The 21,692-nt window shown below is 75.4% G+C and carries 16 protein-coding genes and 2 pseudogenes; 8 read left to right on the top strand and 10 right to left on the bottom strand.

The genetic code is table 11. From position 1 onward, the window contains the following. Positions 1-2: 2 nt before the first annotated feature. Both E4N63_RS07055 and E4N63_RS07050 read right to left on the bottom strand, forming a co-directional pair. Positions 3-1,388, bottom strand: coding sequence for an FAD-dependent oxidoreductase (locus E4N63_RS07055; RefSeq protein ID WP_230240240.1), 1,386 nt, complete (start codon positions 1,386-1,388; stop codon positions 3-5). A gap of 261 nt (positions 1,389-1,649) precedes the next feature. After that, a complete protein-coding gene (locus E4N63_RS07050) occupies positions 1,650-2,807 on the bottom strand; it encodes a DUF4349 domain-containing protein (RefSeq protein ID WP_230240239.1) in 1,158 nt (385 codons plus the stop codon). Between the two features lie 261 nt (positions 2,808-3,068). Here E4N63_RS07050 and hemG point away from each other — a divergent pair, with 261 nt between their 5' ends. Together hemG and hemQ are read left to right on the top strand one after the other, a co-directional pair. Further along, a complete protein-coding gene (hemG, locus tag E4N63_RS07045) occupies positions 3,069-4,610 on the top strand; it encodes a protoporphyrinogen oxidase (RefSeq protein ID WP_230240238.1) in 1,542 nt (513 codons plus the stop codon). Positions 4,611-4,615: 5 nt separating this feature from the next. After that, positions 4,616-5,329, top strand: a complete 714-nt coding sequence (gene hemQ / locus E4N63_RS07040; RefSeq protein ID WP_019706350.1) for a hydrogen peroxide-dependent heme synthase — start codon at positions 4,616-4,618, stop codon at positions 5,327-5,329. On the opposite strand, the gene E4N63_RS07035 is transcribed toward hemQ, so the two are convergent. The 3 genes and pseudogenes from E4N63_RS07035 to E4N63_RS07025 form a co-directional block, all read right to left on the bottom strand. Then, on the bottom strand, positions 5,278-6,924 hold the full coding sequence (locus E4N63_RS07035; protein ID WP_230240237.1) for a DUF692 domain-containing protein: 1,647 nt from the start codon (positions 6,922-6,924) through the stop codon (positions 5,278-5,280). The two genes, hemQ and E4N63_RS07035, sit on opposite strands and share 52 nt — an antisense overlap. Positions 6,925-7,267: 343 nt before the next feature. Further along, positions 7,268-8,008, bottom strand: a pseudogene (locus E4N63_RS07030) (DUF4142 domain-containing protein); the annotation flags it as partial. A gap of 378 nt (positions 8,009-8,386) precedes the next feature. Then, positions 8,387-9,145, bottom strand: a complete 759-nt coding sequence (locus tag E4N63_RS07025; RefSeq protein ID WP_125622511.1) for a peptidyl-tRNA hydrolase — start codon at positions 9,143-9,145, stop codon at positions 8,387-8,389. A gap of 82 nt (positions 9,146-9,227) precedes the next feature. Between E4N63_RS07025 and E4N63_RS07020 the strand changes: the two genes are divergently transcribed. Beyond that, positions 9,228-9,902, top strand: coding sequence for an AIM24 family protein (locus tag E4N63_RS07020; RefSeq protein WP_125622513.1), 675 nt, complete (start codon positions 9,228-9,230; stop codon positions 9,900-9,902). A gap of 156 nt (positions 9,903-10,058) precedes the next feature. Here the strand turns inward: E4N63_RS07020 and zapE are convergent, their stop codons facing one another. Next, a complete protein-coding gene (zapE, locus tag E4N63_RS07015; protein WP_230240236.1) occupies positions 10,059-11,120 on the bottom strand; it encodes a cell division protein ZapE in 1,062 nt (353 codons plus the stop codon). A gap of 211 nt (positions 11,121-11,331) precedes the next feature. Between zapE and E4N63_RS07010 the strand changes: the two genes are divergently transcribed. The 4 genes from E4N63_RS07010 to msrB all read left to right on the top strand — a co-directional run bounded on the left by E4N63_RS07010 (position 11,332) and on the right by msrB (position 14,693). Continuing rightward, complete coding sequence (locus E4N63_RS07010; protein WP_230240235.1) at positions 11,332-12,123, top strand: pyrimidine reductase family protein; 792 nt, start codon at positions 11,332-11,334, stop codon at positions 12,121-12,123. Positions 12,124-12,286: 163 nt separating this feature from the next. Further along, positions 12,287-12,754: a hypothetical protein gene (locus E4N63_RS07005; RefSeq protein WP_030544360.1), complete on the top strand. Its 468-nt coding sequence runs from the start codon at positions 12,287-12,289 to the stop codon at positions 12,752-12,754. Positions 12,755-12,813: 59 nt separating this feature from the next. Further along, positions 12,814-14,220 carry a UDP-N-acetylmuramate--L-alanine ligase gene (gene murC, locus E4N63_RS07000; protein ID WP_125622519.1) on the top strand — a complete coding sequence of 469 codons (1,407 nt, stop codon included), beginning with the start codon at positions 12,814-12,816 and terminating at the stop codon, positions 14,218-14,220. Positions 14,221-14,285: 65 nt separating this feature from the next. Further along, on the top strand, positions 14,286-14,693 hold the full coding sequence (gene msrB / locus E4N63_RS06995) for a peptide-methionine (R)-S-oxide reductase MsrB (protein ID WP_125622521.1): 408 nt from the start codon (positions 14,286-14,288) through the stop codon (positions 14,691-14,693). 217 nt (positions 14,694-14,910) lie between these two features. Here msrB and E4N63_RS06990 read toward each other — a convergent pair whose 3' ends face one another. After that, positions 14,911-16,008 carry an alkene reductase gene (locus E4N63_RS06990; protein ID WP_125622523.1) on the bottom strand — a complete coding sequence of 366 codons (1,098 nt, stop codon included), beginning with the start codon at positions 16,006-16,008 and terminating at the stop codon, positions 14,911-14,913. A gap of 137 nt (positions 16,009-16,145) precedes the next feature. On the opposite strand from E4N63_RS06990, the gene E4N63_RS06985 reads away from it, so the two are divergent. After that, entirely contained in the window at positions 16,146-16,523 is a 378-nt protein-coding gene (locus E4N63_RS06985; protein WP_125622525.1) for a MerR family transcriptional regulator, read from the top strand. 150 nt (positions 16,524-16,673) lie between these two features. Here E4N63_RS06985 and treZ read toward each other — a convergent pair. The 3 genes and pseudogenes from treZ to E4N63_RS06970 form a co-directional block, all read right to left on the bottom strand. Continuing rightward, positions 16,674-18,433 (bottom strand): annotated as a pseudogene (gene treZ, locus E4N63_RS06980) (malto-oligosyltrehalose trehalohydrolase). Between the two features lie 183 nt (positions 18,434-18,616). Next, on the bottom strand, positions 18,617-19,549 hold the full coding sequence (locus E4N63_RS06975; RefSeq protein ID WP_230240234.1) for a GNAT family N-acetyltransferase: 933 nt from the start codon (positions 19,547-19,549) through the stop codon (positions 18,617-18,619). A gap of 314 nt (positions 19,550-19,863) precedes the next feature. After that, positions 19,864-21,561 (bottom strand): FAD-dependent monooxygenase, encoded by a 1,698-nt coding sequence (locus E4N63_RS06970; protein WP_230240233.1) that lies wholly within the window; start codon positions 21,559-21,561, stop codon positions 19,864-19,866. Between the last annotated feature and the right edge of the window lie 131 nt (positions 21,562-21,692).

Below are 21,692 nucleotides of genomic sequence, written 5' to 3'. Positions count from 1 at the left end.
CGTCAGCGGGCCCGCACGTCGGCGGCCACGGCTGCCGTCGCCTTGCGGGCGGCCACCAGGACCGGGTCCCAGACCGGGGAGAACGGGGGCGCGTACCCCAGGTCGAGGGCCGTCATCTGCTCCACCGTCATGCCCGCGGTCAGCGCGACCGCCGCCACGTCGACCCGCTTGCCGGCCCCCTCGCGCCCGACGATCTGCACGCCGAGCAGCCGCCCTGTGCGCCGCTCGGCGAGCATCTTCACCGTCATGGGGCGGGCGCCGGGGTAGTAGCCCGCCCGGCTGGTCGACTCGATGGTCACCGTGACGAAGTCGAGCCCGGCCTGCCGGGCCTGTGCCTCCAGCAGGCCGGTCCGGGCGATCTCCAGATCGCAGACCTTGCTGACCGCCGTGCCGACCACACCGGGGAAGGTGGCGTAGCCGCCGCCGACGTTGCTGCCGATGACCTGCCCGTGCTTGTTGGCGTGGGTGCCGAGGGCGATGTGCCGGGTCCGGCCGGACACCAGATCGAGGACTTCCACGCAGTCGCCGCCGGCCCAGATGTTCTCCTCGCCGCGCACCCGCATCGCGAGGTCCGTCAGGAGCCCGCCGGACGCGCCGAGCGGCAGTCCCGCCTCCCGGGCCAGCCGCGTCTCGGGCCGGACGCCGAGGCCCAGGACGACGAGATCGACCGGGTACTCCTCCTCCCGGGTGCGGACGCCGGCGACCCGGCCGTCGTCCCCGGTGAGCACCTCCGTCACCTCGGCGCCGGTCACGGTGTGGATGCCGAGCCCGCACATCGCCTCGTGGACGATCCGTCCCATGTCCGGGTCGAGCGTCGACATGGGCTCTTCGGCGCGCTCCAGCACGGTGACCCGGCAGCCCCGGTTCACCAGGGCCTCGGCCATCTCCACACCGATGTAGCCCGCGCCGACGACCACGGCGCGCAGCCCCTCGGCGTCCTTGCCGAGGGCGTCGTGCAGCGCCCGGCCGTCGTCGAGGTTCTGCACCCCGTGCACGCCGGGCGCGTCGATGCCGGGGATGTCCGGCCGCAGGGGGCGGGCGCCGGTGGCGACGACCAGGTCGTCGTACCCTTCCCAGCGCTCGCCGCCCTCCCGGTCGCGGACCCGCACCCGCTGCGCCGCGGTGTCGATCGCGGTCACCTCGGTGTGCATCCGGAGATCGATGCCGCGGGCCCGGTGCTCGGCGGCGGTCCGGGCCACCAGGGCGTCCGGGCCGTCGACCACGCCGCCGACCCAGTACGGGATGCCGCAGGCGGAGTACGAGGTGAAGGCGGACCGCTCGAAGGCGAGGATCTCCAGTTCGTCCGGGCGCTTCAGCCTGCGTGCCTGGGACGCGGCGGACATGCCGGCCGCGTCTCCGCCGATGATGAGCATCCGCCGCGCCGCCATGCGGTGTCCTTTCGCCCGGGTTTCGCTTTCCTGCCCCCACGGTAGGGCGGCTGCCCGGCGGGCGCGGGATGGATGCGGCCCGCCCGCGGGTCCCCGGCTCCGGCTCCGCGCACCGCGCGGGGGTACGGCCCGGCGCGGGGCCGTCCGGCCCGCCGGGGCGGGGTGTGCTGCCCTCCGGGGCCGGCTGTCCGTGTCCGGAGGAGCCGGTGGGGGCGCCGGCCGGCCTGCTGTTCGCCGTGGACGGCGCCCCCTGCGGGGGGTCTACTCCTCCGCGGCCCGGCCCGACGGCGCCGGTCCCGTGCCCGGTGCCGTGCCCGGGGCCGGAGGTGCGGCCGGAGCCGGTGCCGGGGACGCGGCCTCGGCCGCCGACTCAGCCGACTCAGCCGACTCAGCCGGGCCGCGCTCCCGGCCGGCGGCGCGGCCCGGGAGCAGCCGCCCGGCCAGACGGACCAGCAGCAGGATCAGGGCCAGGGCCACCGCGAACGGCAGGACGGCGCCCACCGCCACCGCCAGCCACCGCAGCCCCGTGGTGAAGGCGTGCCAGCCGCCCGCCAGGGCGTCGGGGAAGGAGAGCTCGTCCTCGGACTTCTCCGCCCGCTCCGTCTCGGTCAGCCTCAGCGTGACGGTGGCCATCGCCGTGCGGTCCTCCAGCGACGCCCGCTGGGCGAGCAGAGCCTCCAACTCGCTTTGCCGCGTGCTCAGTTCGCCCTCCAGCGTGACGATGTCGCTGAGCTTGTCCGCCCGGTCCATCAGCTCGCGCACCCGTGCGACGCTCGCGCGCTGCGACTTGACACGGCTCTCGACGTCGACGACCTGATCGGTGACGTCCTGCGCGTCGACCTTCCGTTCGAGGAGCTCGCCCGTGCCGGCCAGCTCCTCCAGCAGGTCCGTGTACTTCTCCTGGGGGATCCGCAGCACAAGACGCGACCGTTCGCGGCCGTCGGAGTCGCGGTCCGTCGTCTCGTCGCTGATGTAGCCGCCCGCGTTCTCCGCCGCCGTACGGGCCGTGTCGAGCGCGGACGGCACGTCCTTGACGCGGACGGTGAGGGTCGCCGTGCGGATGACGTGCGCGGGCACGGACGCGGGCGTCCGGCGCGTGTCCCCCGGGGAGGCCGGGCCGGCGGCGTCCTCCGTACCGCCCGGCTGTGCGGCGCGGTCCCCGGCTCCGGCCTCCCCGGCGGCCGGGCCGTCCGCCGCGCTGCCGGCGCCCCCGTCGCGCTGCGCCGCGGGGGCCTCCACGGCCGACTTGCCGTCGGACCCGCCACCGCTGCCGCAGCCCGCGGCGCCGAGCAGGGCCGTGAGCAGAACGGCCGCCGCCACCGCGGCGCGGGCGGGCCGGCGCCGCCGGTTCCTGCCGCGCCGGCCGCCTCCGGCGCGGCTCTCCGGGCTCTCCGGTATGTGCCGTATCGGGTGTGTCATCGCTGGTCCCCCCAGGAGTGTTCGATGATGTCGCCCTTCTGACGGGGCGGGTGGGGGCCGGGTTGCCGGTCCGCGGTCCCGATGCGGTCACGGTGGGATACCGGGGAGATACCGGCGGAAGCAGCGTGCGGCCGGGCGGGACGCGGGGGAGAGAGGAGAGGCCGGGCGGGACCCGGCGGAGATCACGGCCGGTCCGGATACCCCTGGAGGGGCCATTGGACCCTGGCGCCCGACGGGCCGGGCTCTGAGAGAGTGGGCGGCATGAGTGAGACGCACGCATCCGCAGGCCATGTCGTTGTCGTCGGAGGCGGTGTCTCCGGTCTGGCGGCCGCGCACCGGCTGCTCGAGGGCGGCGCCCGGGTGACGGTGCTCGAGGGGTCCCCGCGGGTCGGCGGAAAGCTGCTCGCCGGTGAACTCGCGGGCGTCCCCGTGGACTTCGGCGCGGAGTCGATGCTCGCCCGGCGCCCGGAAGCCGTCGACCTGGCCCGCGCCGCGGGCCTGTCCGGCCGGCTCCAGCCGCCCGCCACGGCCTCGGCCACGCTCTGGACGAGGGGCGCGCTGCGCCCCATGCCCAAGGGGCACGTCATGGGCGTGCCGGGTGACGCGGAGGCGCTGGCGGCCTCCGGGGTGATCTCGGAGGAGGGCCTGGCCCGGATCGCGCGCGAGCCGGAACTGCCGCCCGCCGTCATCGGCGAGGGCGAGGACGTGGCCGTCGGCGAGTACCTCGCGGACCGGCTCGGCCGCGAGGTGGTCGACCGGCTGGTCGAACCCCTGCTCGGCGGCGTCTACGCCGGCGACGCCTACCGCATCTCGCTGCGCGCGGCGGTACCGCAGCTGTACCGGCTGGCGCGCGACGGCAGGTCGCTGACCGAGGGGGTGCGGGAGCTCCAGCGGCGCGCTACCGGGCAGCCGGACCCGGGACCGGTCTTCATGGGCATCGACGGCGGCGTCGGCACGCTGCCCCCGGCCGTCGCCGAGGCCTGCCGTGCGGCGGGCGCGGAGGTTGCGACCGGGGCGTCCGTGACGGAGCTGCGGCGCACGGGCGCCGCCTGGCGGCTGGTCGTCGAAGGGCCGGGCGCGGAGAAGGCGGCGGCCGCGGCGGGCCGGTCCGGCGCGAGCGGCGCGTCCGGCGAGCCGCAGCCGTCCACCGGGGGCGGCGGGTCCGGCCCCGGGCGGGCGGTGATCGAGGCCGACGCCGTGGTGCTGGCCGTGCCCGCCCCCGTCGCCGGGCGGCTGCTCGCCGCCGAGGCCCCGGCCGCGGCCGCCGAGCTGGCGACGGTCGAGTACGCGTCCATGGCCCTGGTGAGCATGGTGTTCCGCCGCGCCGACCTGACGCCGGTCCCCGAGGGCAGTGGTTTCCTGGTGCCGCCCGTGGACGGGCGCACCATCAAGGCGGCCACGTTCGCCAGCCGGAAGTGGGGCTGGATCGACGCGGCCGCCCCCGGCCTCTTCGTGATCCGCACCTCCGTCGGCCGCTTCGGCGAGGAGGCGGAGCTGAAACGGGACGACGAGGGCCTGGTCGAGGTGTCGCTCCGGGACCTGGGCGAGGCCGTCGGGCTCCGCGCCCGCCCCGTCGCGACCCGCGTCACCCGCTGGACGGCCGGCCTGCCGCAGTACCCGGTGGGCCATCCGGACCGGGTCGCCCGCGTCCGCGAGGGGCTGGCGGGGATGCCGTCGCTGCGGCTCTGCGGGGCGGCCTACGACGGTGTGGGCATCCCGGCCTGCGTCGCGAGCGCGCACGGCGCGGCCGGCGCCGTACTGGACACCCTGGCGCGGAGCGCCGGGAAAGACGGAGGACAATAAGGGCCATGACTGCTCCTGACAAGACCCCGAACGCCGGCAAGAAGGCCAAGGACCTCAACGAGGTCATCCGCTACACCCTCTGGTCGGTCTTCCGGCTGCGGGACGTGCTCCCGGAGGACCGCGGCGGCTACGCGGAGGAGGTGGACGAGCTCTTCGCCCAACTCGCCGCCAAGGACGTCGTCGTGCGCGGCACCTACGACGTGTCCGGCCTGCGGGCCGACGCCGATCTCATGATCTGGTGGCACTCGGAGACGGCCGACGCCCTCCAGGAGGCGTACAACCTCTTCCGCCGGACGAAGCTCGGCCGCGCGCTGGAGCCCGTGTGGTCGAACATGGCGCTGCACCGCCCCGCCGAGTTCAACAAGTCGCACATCCCGGCGTTCCTGGCCGACGAGGAGCCGCGCCAGTACGTCAGCGTGTACCCCTTCGTGCGCAGCTACGACTGGTACCTGCTGCCGGACGAGGACCGCCGCAGGATGCTCGCCGACCACGGCAAGATGGCGCGCGGCTTCCCGGACGTCCGGGCCAACACCGTGCCCTCGTTCTCGCTCGGCGACTACGAGTGGCTTCTCGCCTTCGAGGCCGACGAGCTGTACCGGATCGTCGACCTCATGCGGCATCTGCGCGGCTCCGAGGCGCGGATGCACGTCCGGGAGGAGGTCCCCTTCTACACCGGGCGGCGGAAGGCGGTCTCCGAACTGGTGGCCGGGCTGGCCTGAGCCCGCCGGGCTCCCGTGAGCCCGGACAGACGGCGGACTCCGGCACGGAGCAGGACGGCGACCCGGTGGCGCAGTGGCGGGGCCGGGCGGGAGCGTTCGCGCCACCAGCGGCCGAGCCGCCGCCGCACCGCCGGTTCCAGGCGGGGCCCGGCCGGGCTCAGGACGTGCGCCGCGAAGTTCAGCGCGTCCTGGCGGTGGCCGCCGGTCATCGGCCGGTTCCGGGCGTAGCCCTCGAACTCGGCGCGGAACCGGGGGCCCAGGATCTCCGGCAGCTCGGGCGCCACCTTGGCGATCACACCGGTCCGCTTCCGGACCAGCGCCCGGCTCTGCACGCCCAGCCGGCCCCGGTCGAAGCCGTCGGGCGCCGGGGTGCCGGCGACCAGGGAGGACAGCAGCGCCGTCTGTGCCACCGCCAGCCGCAGCCGCGCGGCCTCCGTCGCCGGCGGGGCGCTGCTCCGGTCCGGTGAAGCGGCGGTGGCGCCGCCCCTTCCGGTGGTGGTGCTCGTCCCGATGACGCCCGTTCCGGTGGCGGCGGGCTGTCCGGGCGCGGTCGGCGGGGCTCCGCAGGCCGGCCGTTCGCGTGCGTCGGCGGCCGCCGCGCCCGCCGCCACGGACGCGGCCAGGCCCGCCGCCTCCGCCGCCGCCGTGACGGTCTCGGCGGGCACCGCCGGGGCACCCCCGGCCGCGTCCCCGTCCGTGCCCGCGCCCCTGGCCGGGCCCGCCTCCGGCGGGGAGAGCGCACCCCGTCCCGCCGGGGCGGTGCGGGCCGCGCGTGCGGCCGTCACCACGGCCCGGATGGCGCTCAGTTCGGCCGCCAGTCGGTCAGGGCCGGGAAAGTCGTCGTCCCGTTCCAGCAGGACGCCCGGCGGGTCCGCCCGGGCGCACAGCTCGGCCAGGACGTCCAGCACGGGGCCGGTGACGGGGTGGGCGTGGCTGTCGTGCCAGACGCCGTCCCGTTCGACACCGCCCGCCACATGGACGTAGGCCAGCGCGTGGCACGGCAGGGCGTCGAGGACCGCGGACGGGTCCTCACCCCGGTTGACGGCGTTGGTGTGCAGATTGGCGACGTCGATCAGCAGCCCCACCCCCGTGCGCCGGACCAGTTCGGCGAGGAACTGTCCCTCCGTCAGCTCCTCGCCGGGCCAGGAGATCAGCGCGGCAATGTTCTCCAGCGCCAGCGGCACCGGCAGCGCCTCCTGCGCGATCCGGACGTTCGCGCAGAGGACGTCCAGGGCGTCCCGGGTGCGCGGCACCGGCAGCAGGTGGCCGGCCTCCAGCCGGGGCGAGGCGGTGAGCGGGCCGCCCGCGCGGACGAAGGCGATGTGCTCCGTGACGAGCGGGGCGCCCAGAGCCCCGGCGCGCTCGGCGAGTGCGGCGAGCCGGGCCGGGTCGGGCGGTTCGGGACCGCCGAGGCCCAGCGAGACGCCGTGCGGGACGATCGTCGTACCGCGCTCACGCAGCCGGAGCAGCGAGTCGGGGAGATGACCGGGGCAGATGTTCTCCGCCACCACCTCGACCCAGTCCAGGCCCGGCAACTCCTCGACGTGGCGGGCGATTTCGGGCCGCCAGCCGATGCCCGTCCCCAGTCGTGCCATGGTCCGGCGGTCCCCCCTCGTCCGTGTACCGGTTTCTCCGTGTACCGGTCCTCTCCGGGAGACATGGCCTCCGCGAGGGCCGCCGAACCGCGCGAGGGCCGGTTCCAGAGGTTGATTTGAGCTACCGCCGCGGGGTGGGGTGCGGGAGGCGGGGAGTGGGCGGAGGAGTGGTCTGGTGGGGGTGGGACCACCCTCCGCCCCGGCACCGCGGTCGGCCGCCCCGGCGGACCGCGGTGCCCGTCGTGGCCCGTCGGCCCGTTACGGGCGGAGCCGCCGGTGCGCCGGCGCCGGGGGCGGGCTGGTCGGCCGTGGGCGTCGCGGTGGGCCGGCCCGGGTCGTCCGCAGGCGCGGTGGTCTCCGGCACGGCGGACGGCAGGGACGTGGCGCCGGGAGGCGTGACGACCGGCACCGGCGAGCCGATGACCGACGAGGTCGACGGGGGCGGCGGCGGGGGAGCCGGCTTCTCCGTGGCGGCCGCGGCCTCCTCGGCGGCGATGGTGTCGAAGTCGACCATGCCGGTGTTCTCCAGCATGGTGATGTGGTCGAGCACGGTGATGTTGGCGGCGTCCGCCAGGTCGCGGATCAGCTCGTTGCGGGTGGTGTGCCGCACCTGGCCGATGAGCCCGAAGACCTTGCCGTGGGCCGTCCGCAGGATGTTTGCGAACTTCCGCTGGTAGTCCTCGCCCTGGGCGTCGGTCATCTCCCGGAGCCAGCCCTTTTGCTGGTCGGTCGGCTCGTTCGGCAGCTCCACGCCGAGCTTGGCGGCGATGTCCCGGGCCCGCCGGTCCAGGTCCGCGTGGCCGACGACGAGATGGTCGCCGGCGTCGCGGACGGCCTGGTTGGGCGCCCGCTCCATGGCCTGCCGGCCGGCGGGCAGCTCCCACAGACCGGCGAGCCTCACCTTCACCAGGAAGTCCCGGTCGACGGCCGACAGCGGCCCCCACTTGGTGGACACGGTCTGTGACTGAAGGTTCGCGAGGCCGGTGCCGGACCGGTCCTCGTAACTCCAGATCGGATAGATCAGCGCACCGATGGTCGCGGCGATCGCCACGAGGATGGCGGCGGTTCCGTTGATGCGTCGCAAAGTATCTCCTGCCATGGCGGCGCACTCGCAGGGAGCGAGGAGCGGGGCCGGCCCGCCGCGCCGTCATGAGGAGCGGCGTGGCGTGCCGGACCAGCGTGGACTGAGCGGTTGGTCAAGCCGGTTGGTCTGCCGCCGGCCGGGCGGGCCCGGTCCGGTGGCGTCGGGGATCGATACGTACGGGAGGCGGGAGGTGTTCAAAGCGGTGATCGATCCGCTCCGGATGTTCACGACCGGGGCCCTGCCGCTCCGGTTGTCCCGGCCCGGGTGCGCCCGCCCGGAGGTGCTCCCGGACGCGGGGGACGGTCCGGCGTGCCCCCGCCCCGGCCCTCGCTCCGGCCTCCGTACGGGCCCGCGTGCGCTCGGGCGCGCGGGCTCCGCTCAGCGCCCCGTGAGCGCCGGGTGTTCCGCGACGACCGTGCAGGAGCCCGGGGCGATCTCCGTGAAGCCCGCGTCCCGCACCACCGGCAGCCCGCTCCGCGTGAGGTCCGCCCAGCGCGCGGGCTCCGCGGTCCGTACGGCGAGCGGGAAACCGGCCGCGCGCCACGCCGACCGCTCGGCGGGCGGCAGGCGCAGCCAGGCCAGCTGGGCGCCGTGTCCCGCCTGCGCCATCGCCTTGCCCGCCGACATCTCCAGCTCCGGACTGAGCCACAGCACGGGCCGCCCGGGCGGCGGGGCGGCCGGTGGTACCGGGTCGTCCAGCTCCGTGCCGGACACCTGGAGCTTCGCCAGCTCCTTCGGCCAGCCGTCGACCGGGACCGGCGGGTACACCCGCACCTCGGCCGAGCCGCCGGTGACGGTGATGCCCGGCAGGGCCGCCGCGCGCCGCCACTCCGCGCCGCGCGCCCTGCGCACCACCTTGCGGATCCGGGCGTCCTGCCAGTCGCGCACGGCCCGGTACCACGCGCCGTCCGGATCCGCCGCCCGCTCGTCCGACAGCAGCACGAGAACCGCTCGGGCCGCGGTCTCCAGCGCGTCCGTGCGGGACGGCGGGGCGGCCTTCTCGATGCGGGCCACCAGGGGCAGCACGAACTGGGGTGCGGCGTCGCGGTCCGCGGCCCCGGGCCGGAACGCGGCGGTGTCCGGCCGGCTGTGGCCGGCCTCGCTCTCGGTGCGGGTGTCGGCGTCGGCGGAGGTCATCCGGCCAGTCTGCCAGCCCGCGCGGCGCGTGCCCGCGGGCGCCTCCTTGGCGGAATGATGCATTCCGGGACAGCATTGCCCCATGCGCAGCGATCTCTTCGCCTCCGAGAACATGGTTCAGCCACCCACCGCGCCGGGCATGGTGCTCCAGAACCCCAAGGCGGTCAAATATGTGGTGAACGGCGAGTGCTACGCCCGCCAGGGCTCGATGATCGCCTTCCGCGGCAATCTCCGGTTCGAGAAGCAGGGCCAGGGCGTGGGGAACTTCCTCAAACGCGCCGTCACGGGGGAGGGGCTGGCCCTGATGGCCGTCCGCGGCCAGGGCGAGGCGTGGTTCGCCCACGAGGCGGCCAACTGCTTCATCATCGACTTCGTCCCCGGCGACACCCTCACGGTCAACGGCCGCAACGTCCTCTGCTTCGACGCCGGACTGGGCTACGAGATCAAGGTCGTCAAGGGCGCGGGGATGGCCGGGGGCGGGCTGTTCAACAGCGTCTTCAGCGGCCAGGGCCGGCTCGCGGTGGTCTGCGAGGGCGATCCGATCGTCATCCCCGTCTCACCGCAGGCCCCGGTCTTCGTGGACACCGACGCGGTCGTCGGCTGGAGCGCGCACCTCGCGTCCTCCCTGCACCGCTCGCAGAGCGTCGGCTCGATGATCCGGGGCGGCTCGGGCGAGGCGGTGCAACTCCGGCTGGAGGGCGACGGGTTCGTCATCGTCCGGCCGAGCGAGACGAAGCCGGTGCCGGCGTCGAACTGACGCGCGCCGGCCGGGAGGGAGCGGGCCGCGTACGGCCGGATGCCCGTGCGGGCCGCGGCCCGGAGCGGGCAGGCGTCAGGGTCTCCCGGGCGGCGGGGCGGCCGCGGCGGTTCCGGGGCCGGGTCCGTGCCGTCGCCGGCTGCCGTCGGAAGGGGGCTACGCCTCCGCCAGCGGTTCGGCGTCCCGGGCGAGCGCCGTGAGCCGGGAGATCGCCCGGAAGTACTTCTTGCGGTAGCCGCCCTTGAGCATGTCCTCGCCGAACAGCTGGTCGAAGGGCACGCCCGAGGCCAGCACCGGTATCTCGCGGTCGTACAGCCGGTCCGCCAGAACGACCAGGCGCAGGGCCGTGGACTGGTCCGGCACCGGCCGCACCCCGGTCAGGCAGACGGCGCGGAGCCCGTCGGTGAGCGCGCCGTAACGGCTGGGGTGGATCCGGGAGAGGTGTTCCAGGAGAGCGGGGAAGGCGTCGAGCGAGGCGCCCGGGGTGCGGTGGGCGGCCCGCTCGACCACCTCGCCCGCGAAGGGCGGCGGCGCCTCGGGCAGGCCGCGGTGACGGTAGTCCTCGCCGTCGATCCGCAGCGGCCGGAAGTGCGCCGAGAGGCCCTGGATCTCGCGGAGGAAGTCCTGGGCGGCGAACCGGCCCTCGCCGAGCTTGCCCGGCAGGGTGTTCGAGGTGGCGGCGAGCCCGACGCCGGCGTCCACCAGCTTGCCGAGCAGCGTGGACACGAGCACGGTGTCGCCCGGGTCGTCCAGCTCGAACTCGTCGATGCACAGCAGCCGGTGGTCGCCGAGCGTCCGCACGGTCTGCTGGAAGCCCAGCGCGCCGACCAGATGGGTCAGCTCCACGAAGGTGCCGAACGCCTTCAGCTCCGGCGCGGCGGGCGTGGCGTGCCACAGCGCGGCGAGCAGGTGGGTCTTGCCGACGCCGTAGCCGCCGTCGAGATACACCCCGCGCGGGCCCGCCGGCGCGGCCGGCTTCCGGGCGAACCAGCGGCGCTTCCCGCCGCCCGCGGCGGTGCCGGCGCCGAGTCCGGCGGCGAAGCCGCTCAGCACCTCGACGGCCTCCGCCTGGCTGGGCTGCGCCGGGTCCGGGATGTAGGTCTCGAAGCGGGCGTCCCGGAAACGGGGCGGCGGCACCATCTCCGCGACCAGGCGCTCGGCGGGCACCTGCGGCTCACGGGCGCAGAGCGACAGCGGAGTCTCCGTGACGTCGGTCATCGGGCTCGGGGCGGCGGAGGAAGAGTGCACAGCACCCCAGCCTATCCGGACATCCGTCCGGTCGCGGACCGTGATCCCGCGCACACCGGCCGCCGGGGCAGCCGTCCGGCGGGCCGGTCCGGCGCGGCCCCGGGGCGGGGCTTCCGGCGGTGGCGGGCGCGCTTCGCGCGCCCCGGAATGCTCCGCCGGGGCGCGTGACAGACTGCTGACCATGCGACGTCTGTTCCCCCTGACCGCCGAGTCCGCGGCCCCGGACCTGCTCGTCGAGCGCGAGTGGGACCTCGGCGAACTGGCCGACGCCTACGCCTATCCGGAGGACGGCGCGCGGCCCTGGCTGCGGGGCAACATGGTCGCCTCCCTCGACGGCGCCGCGTACCACGACGGACGGTCCCAGCCGCTCTCCTGCCCGGCCGACATGCGCCTCTTCGGAGTGCTGCGCGGCCTGGCGGACGTCGTGATCGCCGGAGCGGAGACCGTGCGCAAGGAGGGGTACCGCCCGGCCCGCGCCCGCCAGGCGTTCGCGGCCCGCCGGGCCGCCCTGGGCCAGCCGCCCGCCCCGGTGATCGCCGTGGTGAGCGCGAGCCTGGACCTGGACTACTCCCTGCCGCTGTTCACGGAGCCGGCCGTCCCCACGCTCGTCCTCACCGGCGAGGCGGCCGTCGCGGAGCGCCCCGAACGGGTCCGGCGCGCCCGTGACGCGGGTGCGGAGGTGCTCACCGCGGGGCCCGGTGAGGGCGTCGAGCCGGCGGCGGTCGTGCGGCTGCTCGCGGAGCGGGGGCTGACCCGCCAGCTCACGGAGGGCGGCCCGCGGCTGCTCGGCCAGTTCGCCGTGACCGGCGTGCTGGACGAGCTGTGCTTCACTCTGGCCCCGGTGGTCACCGCCGGAGCGGCGCCCCGCATCATGGAGGGCCCGGCGATCACCGTGCCGGAACGATTCGCTCTCGCCTCGGTCCTGGAGGAGGACGGGTTCCTCTTCACCCGTTACCGCAGGGACCCGGGGTGAACGCCCGGACGGGGAAGCCGGGAGCCGGTCAACTCCCGGAAGATATCGTTCCGCTTGACCCGTCGGGCGGCAGGCTTGGCTGGACGGACCCCGTGCGAGCGAGCGCGGGGCAGGATGGTTTTCTGTAGGGCTCCCGGGCCCGAGAGGAAGAAGGGCGCTCGCCGTGTTCACCTCCGTACTCATGATCGAGAAGCCGCTGGTGCCCGCCGACGTGGAGCTCGTCACCACGCTCCACGGGGACGAACCCGTCGCGTTCGTCGTGCTGATGCAGCCCCACGGCGATCAGGACCGGCTGCTCAGAGCCCTCGACGACGTGGCCCTCGGCGAACTGGGGGAGGCGATCCGCGAGGCGGACGAGCCCGAGGGCGAGGAGGCGGCCGGCCCGGCGGAGCGCGCCCTCGCCCACTCCCTGGAGTCGCTGCGGGCGGCCGGCGCCGAGGCGGTCGGGCAGATCGTCGAGGAACACCCGCTCGACCTGCTGAAGAGCGTCGTCGAACAGACACACGCCGACGAGGTCATCGTGCTGACGGCACCGCACCTCGTCGAGGAGTTCTTCCACCGCGACTGGACCTCCCGCGCCCGGCACAAGGTCGGCGTCCCGGTGCTCAAGCTCTACGCCCACACCGAATAGGCTGAGGCCGCTCAGCCCTCCGGGCCCGCCGGCCCGCAGCGACCCCAGGAGATACCCGCATGGCACCCGCCGTCCCGTCCGCGATGGACCGCCCGCACCTCATCGGCATCGGCGGTGCGGGCATGTCGGGAATCGCCAAGATCCTCGCCATGCGCGGGGCGCGCGTGGCGGGCAGCGACTCCCGGGACTCGGCGACCGCCGAGGCGCTGCGCGGGCTCGGCGCCACCGTGCACATCGGCCACGCGGCGGAGCATCTGGCCGCCGACGCGAGCTGCGTCATCGTCTCCAGTGCCATCCGCGCCGACAACCCGGAGCTTGCGGCGGCCGCCGAACGCGGCATCCCCGTGATCCACCGCTCCGACGCACTCGCCGCGCTGATGGAGGGGCTGCGGCCGATCGCCGTCGCCGGCACCCACGGCAAGACCACCACCACCTCCATGCTGGCCGTCGCCCTGACCACTCTCGGCCGCGAGCCCTCGTACGCCATCGGCGGCGACCTGGACGCGCCCGGCTCCAACGCGCTGCACGGCAACGGTGAGATCTTCGTGGCCGAGGCGGACGAGAGCGACCGCAGCTTCCACAAGTACGCGCCCGAGGTGGCCGTCGTGCTCAACGTGGAGCTGGACCACCACGCCAACTACGCCTCCATGGAAGAGATCTACGAGTCCTTCCAGACCTTCGCCGACCGCGTCCGCCCCGGCGGCACCCTCGTGATCTCCGCCGACCAGCCGGGCGCCCGGGAGCTCACCGCGCGGGTCACCGCGGGCGGGACCCCGGGCCGGGACCTCCGGATCGTCACCTACGGCGAGGCCGAGGACGCCGACGTCCGCATCGTCACCATCAAACCGCGCGGGCTGACCAGCGAGGTCACCGTGGTCTTCGACGGCCGCGTGATCACCTTCACCGTCTCCGTCCCCGGCCGCCACTACGCGGGCAACGCCGTCGCCGCCCTGGTCGCCGGCACCGCGCTCGGCCTGCCCGTGCACAACCTCGCCTCGGCCCTCGGCTCGTACACCGGCGTCAAGCGCCGCCTCCAGCTCCAGGGCACCGTGAACGGCGTGCAGGTCATCGACTCCTACGCGCACCACCCCACCGAGATCGCCGCCGACCTGGAGGCCATCCGCGGCAGCGCCGGTGACGGCCGGGTCCTCGTCGTCTTCCAGCCGCATCTCTTCAGCCGCACCCAGGAGCTGGGCATCGAGATGGGCGAGGCGCTGACCCTCGCCGACTCCTCCGTCGTCCTGGACATCTACCCCGCCCGCGAGGACCCGGTCCCCGGCGTCACCAGCGCCCTGATCATCGACGCGGCCACCGCGAAGGGCGCCGACGTCCGGGCCGAGCACACCATGGAGGCGGTGCCGGAACTGATCGCGGGAATGGCCCGGCCCGGCGACCTGGTTCTCACCATGGGCGCGGGCGACGTCACCGAGCTGGGCCCGCGGATCCTGGCCCGGCTGGGGAGCTGAGCCGCCGCCCGGCCCGGAGCCGCACACACGCACGGACGCAGGTACGCACGAGGAGAGGACCGCAGATGCCGTACGAGATCGACAAGACGGACGAGCAGTGGCGCGCGGAGCTGTCCCCGGACGAGTACGCCGTGCTCCGCAAGGCGGGCACCGAACCCGCGTACACCGGTGAGTACACCGACACCAAGACCGCCGGTGTCTACTCCTGCCGGGCCTGCGGCGCCGAACTCTTCCGGTCCGACACCAAGTTCGAGTCGCACTGCGGCTGGCCGTCCTTCTACGACCCCAAGGAATCCGACGCCGTCGAACTGGTCGAGGACCGCTCGCACGGCATGGTCCGCACCGAGGTCCGCTGCGCCCGCTGCGGCTCCCACCTCGGCCACGTCTTCGAGGGCGAGGGCTACCCGACGCCCACGGACCAGCGGTACTGCATCAACTCCGTCTCGCTCCGCCTGGCCCCGGACGAGGGCTGACACCGGCCATCGCGGCAGGCTGTGCCGTGGCTGTGCCACCGGCCCCGGGCCCTCGCCCGGCGACCTCACCGGCACGGCCTGCGTCTCCCGCGTCCACACGGACCACGGGATCCTCGCCCCCGGCCCCGACGGGGCCGACAGCCGGCTGAGCCTTTTGCCGGAGTGAGGCCCGCGCGCCCGCGGGGAGCGGCCACGGCTCCCCGGCACTCCGCGCGCCTCACGCGGGAACGGAGACGGGATCGACGGCCCCGTACTGGTACGCCGGGTAGGTGAGGTAGCCCGCGTCGCCGCCCGTGTAGTACGTGGACTCGTCCACGGGGGCCAGAGGCAGGTCCGCGCGGAGGCGTTCGACCAGGTCGGGGTTGGCGATGAAGCCGCGGCCGAAGCTGATGAGGTCGGCACCCGGACCCAGCCAGTGACGGGCCTCGGCGGGGCCGGTCTGCCGGGGGCCCATCGGCAGGGTCGGGTTCATGATCAGGGTGCCGGGCCATGTCTTGCGCAGCTCCCTGAGCACCTCCTCCCCGGCGGTGGCCTCCAGGTGCACGTAGGCCAGGCCGAGGCGGGCCAGTTCGGTCAGCAGTGCGGTGTTGAGCTCGGCGGCGTCGGTCTCCTCGACACCCCAGAAGCCACCGCCCGGTGAGAGGCGGATGCCCGTCCTGGCCGGTCCCACGGCGTCGGCGGTGGCGGCGGCCGCCTCGACGGCGAACCGGATCCGGCCGGCGATGCCGCCGCCGTAGCGGTCGGTGCGCAGATTGGCGTTGGAGGAGAGGAACTGGGAGATCAAGTAGCCGTTGGCGCCGTGCAGTTCGACCCCGTCGAACCCCGCGTCCACGGCGCGGCGGGCCGCGTCGGCGTAGGACCGGGCGTGTTCGGGCACCTCGTCCGCCGTCAGCGCCCGGGGCACCGGAGCGGGCTGCGGTCCGGACGGCGTGAAGACGTTGCCGGTGGCCGGTACGGCCGAGGGACCGACGGGCTGGAGACCGGTGGTCGCCGGGTGCGACACCCGGCCGCCGTGCATGAGCTGGGCGAAGATGCGGCCGCCGCTGACGTGCACGGCGTCGGTCACCTGCCGCCAGGACGCCACCTGTTCATCGGTGTGCAGTCCGGGCGTGCCCGGGTTGGACTGCCCGACGACACTGGGCTGCACGCCCTCCGACACGATCAGCCCGGCCGTGGCCCGCTGCGCGTAGTACGCCGCCATCGAGGGGGTGGCCAGCCCGCCGGCGGCGGCCCGCACCCGGGTCATCGGGGCCATCACGACCCGGTTGGGCAGCGTCAGGCCGCCGAGCCGGTAACTGCTGAACAGGGTGGTCATGGTGCTCTCCTCCGCCATGCGCGTCGCCCGGTACCCGGGCACGGGGCTACGCTAAAACCTGACACCGACGTCAGAGGCAAGTGCTGTGTCGTGGATCACGCCGTGGTCCCGGCCGCGGATCACATCGGGAGGCCGCCGTGCGGATCGGGGAGCTCGCGGCGCGGGCCGGCGTCAGCGTCCGGTCGCTGCGCTACTACGAGGAACAGGGGCTGCTGACGAGCAGCCGCAGCGCCGGCGGGCAGCGGACCTACACGGACGACGACGTCGAACGGGTGCGCTTCCTCCAGCGGCTCTACACGGCGGGTCTGTCCAGCCGCACCATCGCCGAACTGCTGCCGTGCGTCGACGCACCCAGCGAGCGCAACTCCGACGCCGCGCTGGAACGGATGGCACAGGAACGCGCCCGGCTCTCCCGGCACATCGACGATCTCCTGCGGACCCGGGACGCACTCGACGAGCTGATGGCCGTGGCGCGGGACTACCGGGATCGGATGCAGACCGCGGCCGTGAGCTGAGCGCCGGCGCCGGAGCGGACCGCCGCCGGACCGACCGGCTTCCGGTCGCCGGCCGGGCGGCCGTCCGGCAGTGGCGGGCGGACGGCCGCAGCGGCGCGTGCCGGCGTCCCGTCCCGGGGCCGTGGGACCGTGCCGGGCCGCCGCGCGCCGTCACGGCACGGCCAGCACCGCCGCCGACTCCGGGGGGAGCCGGACCACCCCGTCGGCGCCCGGGGCCCCGCAGTCGCCCCACGCCGCCAGCACCCGGGCGTGCGGGGCCTCCGCGGGCACGCGGGCCTCGCGGCCGGCGGACAGGTTCACCACGGTGCGCAGCGCGCCCCGGGCGACGCACAGCCAGCGTTCCCCGCGGTCGTAGGAGACCCGCGTCCCGTCCAGGCCGGGGCCGGCGGCCGGCTCCGGCAGGGCGCGGCGCAGGGCGATCAGCTCGCGGTGCCAGGCGAGCAGCCGGGCGTGCGGGTCGCGATCCGGCTCGCTCCAGTCCAGGCAACTGCGCGCCCGGGTGGCCGGGTCCTGCGGGTCGGGGATGTCCTCCTCCGCCCAGCCGTGCGAGGCGAACTCCCGCCGCCGGCCGCGCCGTACGGCCTCCGCCAGCTCCGGGTCCGGGTGGTCGGTGAAGTACTGCCAGGGTGTGCGGGCGCCCCACTCCTCGCCCATGAACAGCATCGGCGTGTACGGCGAGGTGAGGACGAGCGCGGCCGCGCAGGCCAGCAGACCGGGGGAGAGGCCGGCGGCGAGCCGGTCGCCGAGGGCGCGGTTGCCGATCTGGTCGTGTGTCTGAGCGTAGGCCAGCAGCCGGTGCGCCGGGGTGGTGCGCGGGTCGAGCGCGGCGCCGTGCGAACGCTCCCGGAAGCTGGACCAGCCGCCGTCGTGGAAGAAGCCGCCGGTGAGCGTCTTGGCGACGGCGTGCAGCGGGTCCTCGGCGAAGTCGGCGTAGTAGCCCTGGTGTTCGCCGGTGAGCGCGGTGTGCAGGGCATGGTGGAAGTCGTCGTTCCACTGGGCGTGGACGCCGTGGCCGCCCGCCGCGCGGGGTGTGGTGGTGCGCGGGTCGTTGACGTCGGACTCGGCGATCAGGAAGAGCGGCCGCCCGGTCCGCGCGGCCAGCGCGTCCACGGCCGCGGAGAGCTCGGTGAGGAAGTGGCGGGCCCGGTCGTCGCGCAGGGCGTGCACGGCGTCGAGCCGCAGGCCGTCGGCGCGGTAGTCGCGCAGCCAGGCCAGGGCGCTGCCGGTGAGGTACGCCCGGACCTCGTCGGAGCCGGGGGCGTCCAGATTGACGGCCGCGCCCCAGGGGGTGTGGTGGCGCTCCGTGAAGTACGGGCCGAATTCCGGGAGATGGTTGCCGGAGGGGCCGAGGTGGTTGTGGACCACGTCCAGGACGACGCCGAGCCCGTGCCCGTGCGCCGCGTCGATGAACCGCTTGAGCCCGTCGGGCCCGCCGTACGGTTCGTGCACCGCCCAGGGCGCCACACCGTCGTAGCCCCAGCCGTGCGTACCGGGGAACGGGCAGACGGGCATCAGTTCGACGTGGGTGATGCCCAGATCGGCCAGATGGCCCAGCCGCCGGGCGGCCGCGCCGAAGGTTCCCTCGGGCGTGAACGTGCCGATGTGCAGCTCGTACAGCACGGCTCCGGGCAGCGGCCGCCCGTACCAGGGATGCCGCCAGTCGAACAGCTCGTGGTCCACGACGGCGCCCGTGCCGCCGGGGCCGTCGGGGAGGCGCGGGGCGCGCGGGTCGGGCGGATGGGGCCGCCGTCCAGGGCGAAGCCGTAGCGCGTGCCGTCCGCGGCCGGTGCCTCCGCCCGCCACCAGCCGGGGCGGACGGGATCGTGCTCCATGGCGGTGACCGCACCGTCGCCGTCCTCCACGTGCAGCGCGACGGTACCGGCCCGCGGTGCCCACACCTCGAAGTCCACGGATGTTCCTCCTGCCGGTGCTCGCGTCGGGGCCGCGCGCCGGCGCGCCCCCCGGCCGGGAACGGCCGGGCCTCCATGCTCCGCGATCGGGGGCGGGGGCGCAGCAGGACGCCGCCCCCGGCCTTGCGGGCCGGGGACGGCGTCCGGGGTGACAGCCCCCGGGTCGCGGGGCCGTCCGCCCCGTCAGCCGTCCGCGGGCGGCGGCACGAGGCAGATCCGCTCCTGCGTGATGGGATAGCCCGCCCTGGCGAAGGCCGCGGCCATGGGGAAGTTGCCCTGGTCGGTGGCGGCGGCGATCCAATCCGCGCCCTCGGCGGCCAGCTTGTGCGTGCACTCGGCCAGCAGTTCGTACGCGTAGCCGTTCCCCCGGTGCTCCGGCAGCACCCCGATGAAGCCCACGCAGGGACCGCTCGGGTTGTGGGCGGGGATGTGCACCCCGGCCAGGGTGCCGTCCGGGGCGTGGGCCAGCTGCCACCACTCGCGGGGTGACGGGCACCAGTGGAAGAAGTCCAGATCCTCCCGGGCCGCCGCCTCGGCACCGTGCCGGGCCGCGGTGTTCCGGGTGTGGGCGTCGAGGCTGCCCTCCGCGATCCGGCGCAGGGCGTCCAGGAACACGGCGTCGTCCGGCTCGGCGCGGAAGCGCAGCCGGCCCGGCCGCTCCGGCAGACCGCAGCCGGGCGTCCACGTGTAGCGGAAGCGTTCGACGAGGGGCCGCAGCCCGGCGGCGCGCGCCGCGCCGAGCCGCCGTTCGGCGGCGGCGCGCACCCGCGGCAGCTCGCGCCAGCCGGTGGGGAGCATCAGTTCGTACTCGGTCCGCAGCGGTGAGGTGCGCAGGAGTTCGGCGGCCGCCTCGTCCTCGCCCTCGGCGAAGTCGAACCAGTTGAGCAGCACCGGCTCCGTGTCGCCGGGAGCTCCCCACCAGGCGGCGCGCGCCACGACGCGGCCGTCGCGCAGCGCGACCCGGGTCCAGTCGGGGCGGTACTCGCCGTCCTCGTGGACGGGGCGGTGGGCGTGCCCCAGCAGCGCGCGGCCGACGAGGCCGGTGTCGGGGTGGGAGAGGGAGGTGAACAGATGTGCGTCGCTCTCGGTGAGCGCGCGGAAGACCAGCTCGGTCATGGGGTCCTTCCGGAAAGCGGGGTGCACGCTCCCGGACGGCGGTCGGCTCAGCCGTGGGACGCCCGTCGGACGGGGCGGGAGCGTGGCATGGCGGTGATGTGCACGGCTCTCGCCTCCTCTCCGGCTGGTCGTTGGGCGTCAACGGTGAACATAGCGGCGGTGGTCGGGGTTGTCGAACGCCTTTCCGCGGGAGGCGCGCCGTTCCCGGGCCCGGGCCCGGGGTCCGCTCCGGCCTCCGCCGTCCGTCCTCGTCCGGGTCCGCCACCGGGTCCGTCACCGGATCCGCCACCGGGCGCGCGGCCCCGTGCGGGCCGTCAGCCGGTGAGGCGCCCGGGACGGCGCGGGGCGGTGCCCGGAAGCATGCCCGGTCCCACCGCCGACAGGACGGAGGCCGCTGTGCTGCCCGCGCCCGCGATGTACCGGTCGGGTCGGACGAGTATGACGGGTGCCGCCGTTCCCGGCCGGGAGAGCCCCGCCCACTCCTCCTCGGAGAGGAAGACCACCGGTATCCCCGCCCACGCCCGGTCGTCGCCGGCCGGCCACGTCTCGCCGGGACGCGCCCGGACCACCCAGGTGAAGCCGAGGGGGGCCAGCCGCTGGTGGAGCCGTCCGCCGCCGTCGCGCAGCACGGGGTTGGGCAGCCGGCGGCCCGCCGCGGTGCGGACTCCCCGCCCGGTCCGGCCCGCGGCCGGGCCGCCGTCCGGGTAGCCGATGTCCAGCATGCCGACACCGCGGCCGAGGCGGGCCTGCACGGGGCGGCGGCCGAGCAGGGTGGGCGCGACCGTGCCCAGGAGGGCGCGCGTCATGCCCGTTCGGGTGGTGAGCGCTCTGGTCGCGCGGGCGGTGCCGCGCACCATGGCCCGGGCCACCGGCCGCCGTTCGGCCTCGTAGCTGTCGAGCAGGGCCTCGGCCCGGGCCGGTTCGGTGCGCCGGGCGGCGGCCAGCTTCCACAGCAGGTTGTGGGCGTCCTGCACACCGGTGTTGAGTCCCTGGCCGCCGACCGGGCTGTGGATGTGCGCGGCGTCGCCGGCGAGGAAGACCCGGCCCCGGCGGTAGTGGTCCACCAGGCCGTGGCTGAGGGCGAACCGCGATTGCCAGGTCACCCCGTGGCTGCCGAACGCGATTCCGGCACGGCTGCGGATCAGCTCGTCCAGGAAGGGCGCGTCGAGGGTGAGACGTTCTTCCTCGCGGACCTCCGGAACGTGCGCGATGACGCGCCAGCGGCGGGGCTCCGGCATGGGGACGATCAGCAGCAGCCCCTCGGGGCCGAGGAAGACGTGCCCCTCGTCCTCGGTGAGGTCCGCGGTGGTCAGGACGTCGGCCAGGACGAAGACCGCCCCGGCGTCCGAGCGGTCGAGCCGCAGCCCGGCCGCTTCCCGGACCCGGCTGCGGCCGCCGTCGCAGCCGATCACCCACCGGGCGCGGACCGTCTCGCGGCGGCCGTCCCCGTGCTCCAGCATCGCCTCGGCCGAGCCGCCGCCGCCGTCGTCGTCGTCGCGGAGATCTTTGAGCGCGACGCCCCACTCGACCTCACCGCCCCCGGCGGTGAGGTGCGATTCGAGGATGTGCTCGGTGGCGTACTGGGGGACCGACAGCCAGAAGGGGTAGGCGGTGTCGCCCCACGGGAGACCGAGCAGATCGACGCGGACGGGGGCGCGGTGCCGGGTGTTCACGTTGAGGGCCGCGAACCGGGCGCCCGCGGCCCGGACGCGGTCGGCCACCCCCATGGTCTCGAAGACCTCCATGGTCCGGGCGTGGACGACCAGCGCCTTGGAGAAGCCCGAGCGGCCCGTCGCGCGGTCGACGATCCGTGCCGTGAGGCCGTGGCGCCGGGCCTCGCAGGCGGCGGTCAGTCCCGTGGGGCCGGCACCCACGATGAGGACGTCCACATCGGCGTCGTTCCGCCGCCCCGCCGTTCCGGCGCCGGAGGCGGCGGCAGCGGGGGTGGCAGCGGAGGTGGCGCGGTCGTCGTGCTCAGGGCCGTCGTCGAGGGGCATGGGGTGTCCGGTCACGGGGTTGTCCTGCCTTCCGTCGTGGAGTGTGGACCGGTCCTGCGGACCGGCGGGGCCCCCGGTGCCGTGGCACGGCGAGGGGTGGAGCGGACGGGAAGCGGGCCGGGCGGGGGAGCCCCCGGCCCGCTTCC

Source organism: Streptomyces sp. MNU89 (assembly GCF_020982505.1).
Lineage (GTDB): Bacteria > Actinomycetota > Actinomycetes > Streptomycetales > Streptomycetaceae > Streptomyces > Streptomyces xinghaiensis.
This window is presented reverse-complemented; position numbering and strand designations above follow the sequence as displayed.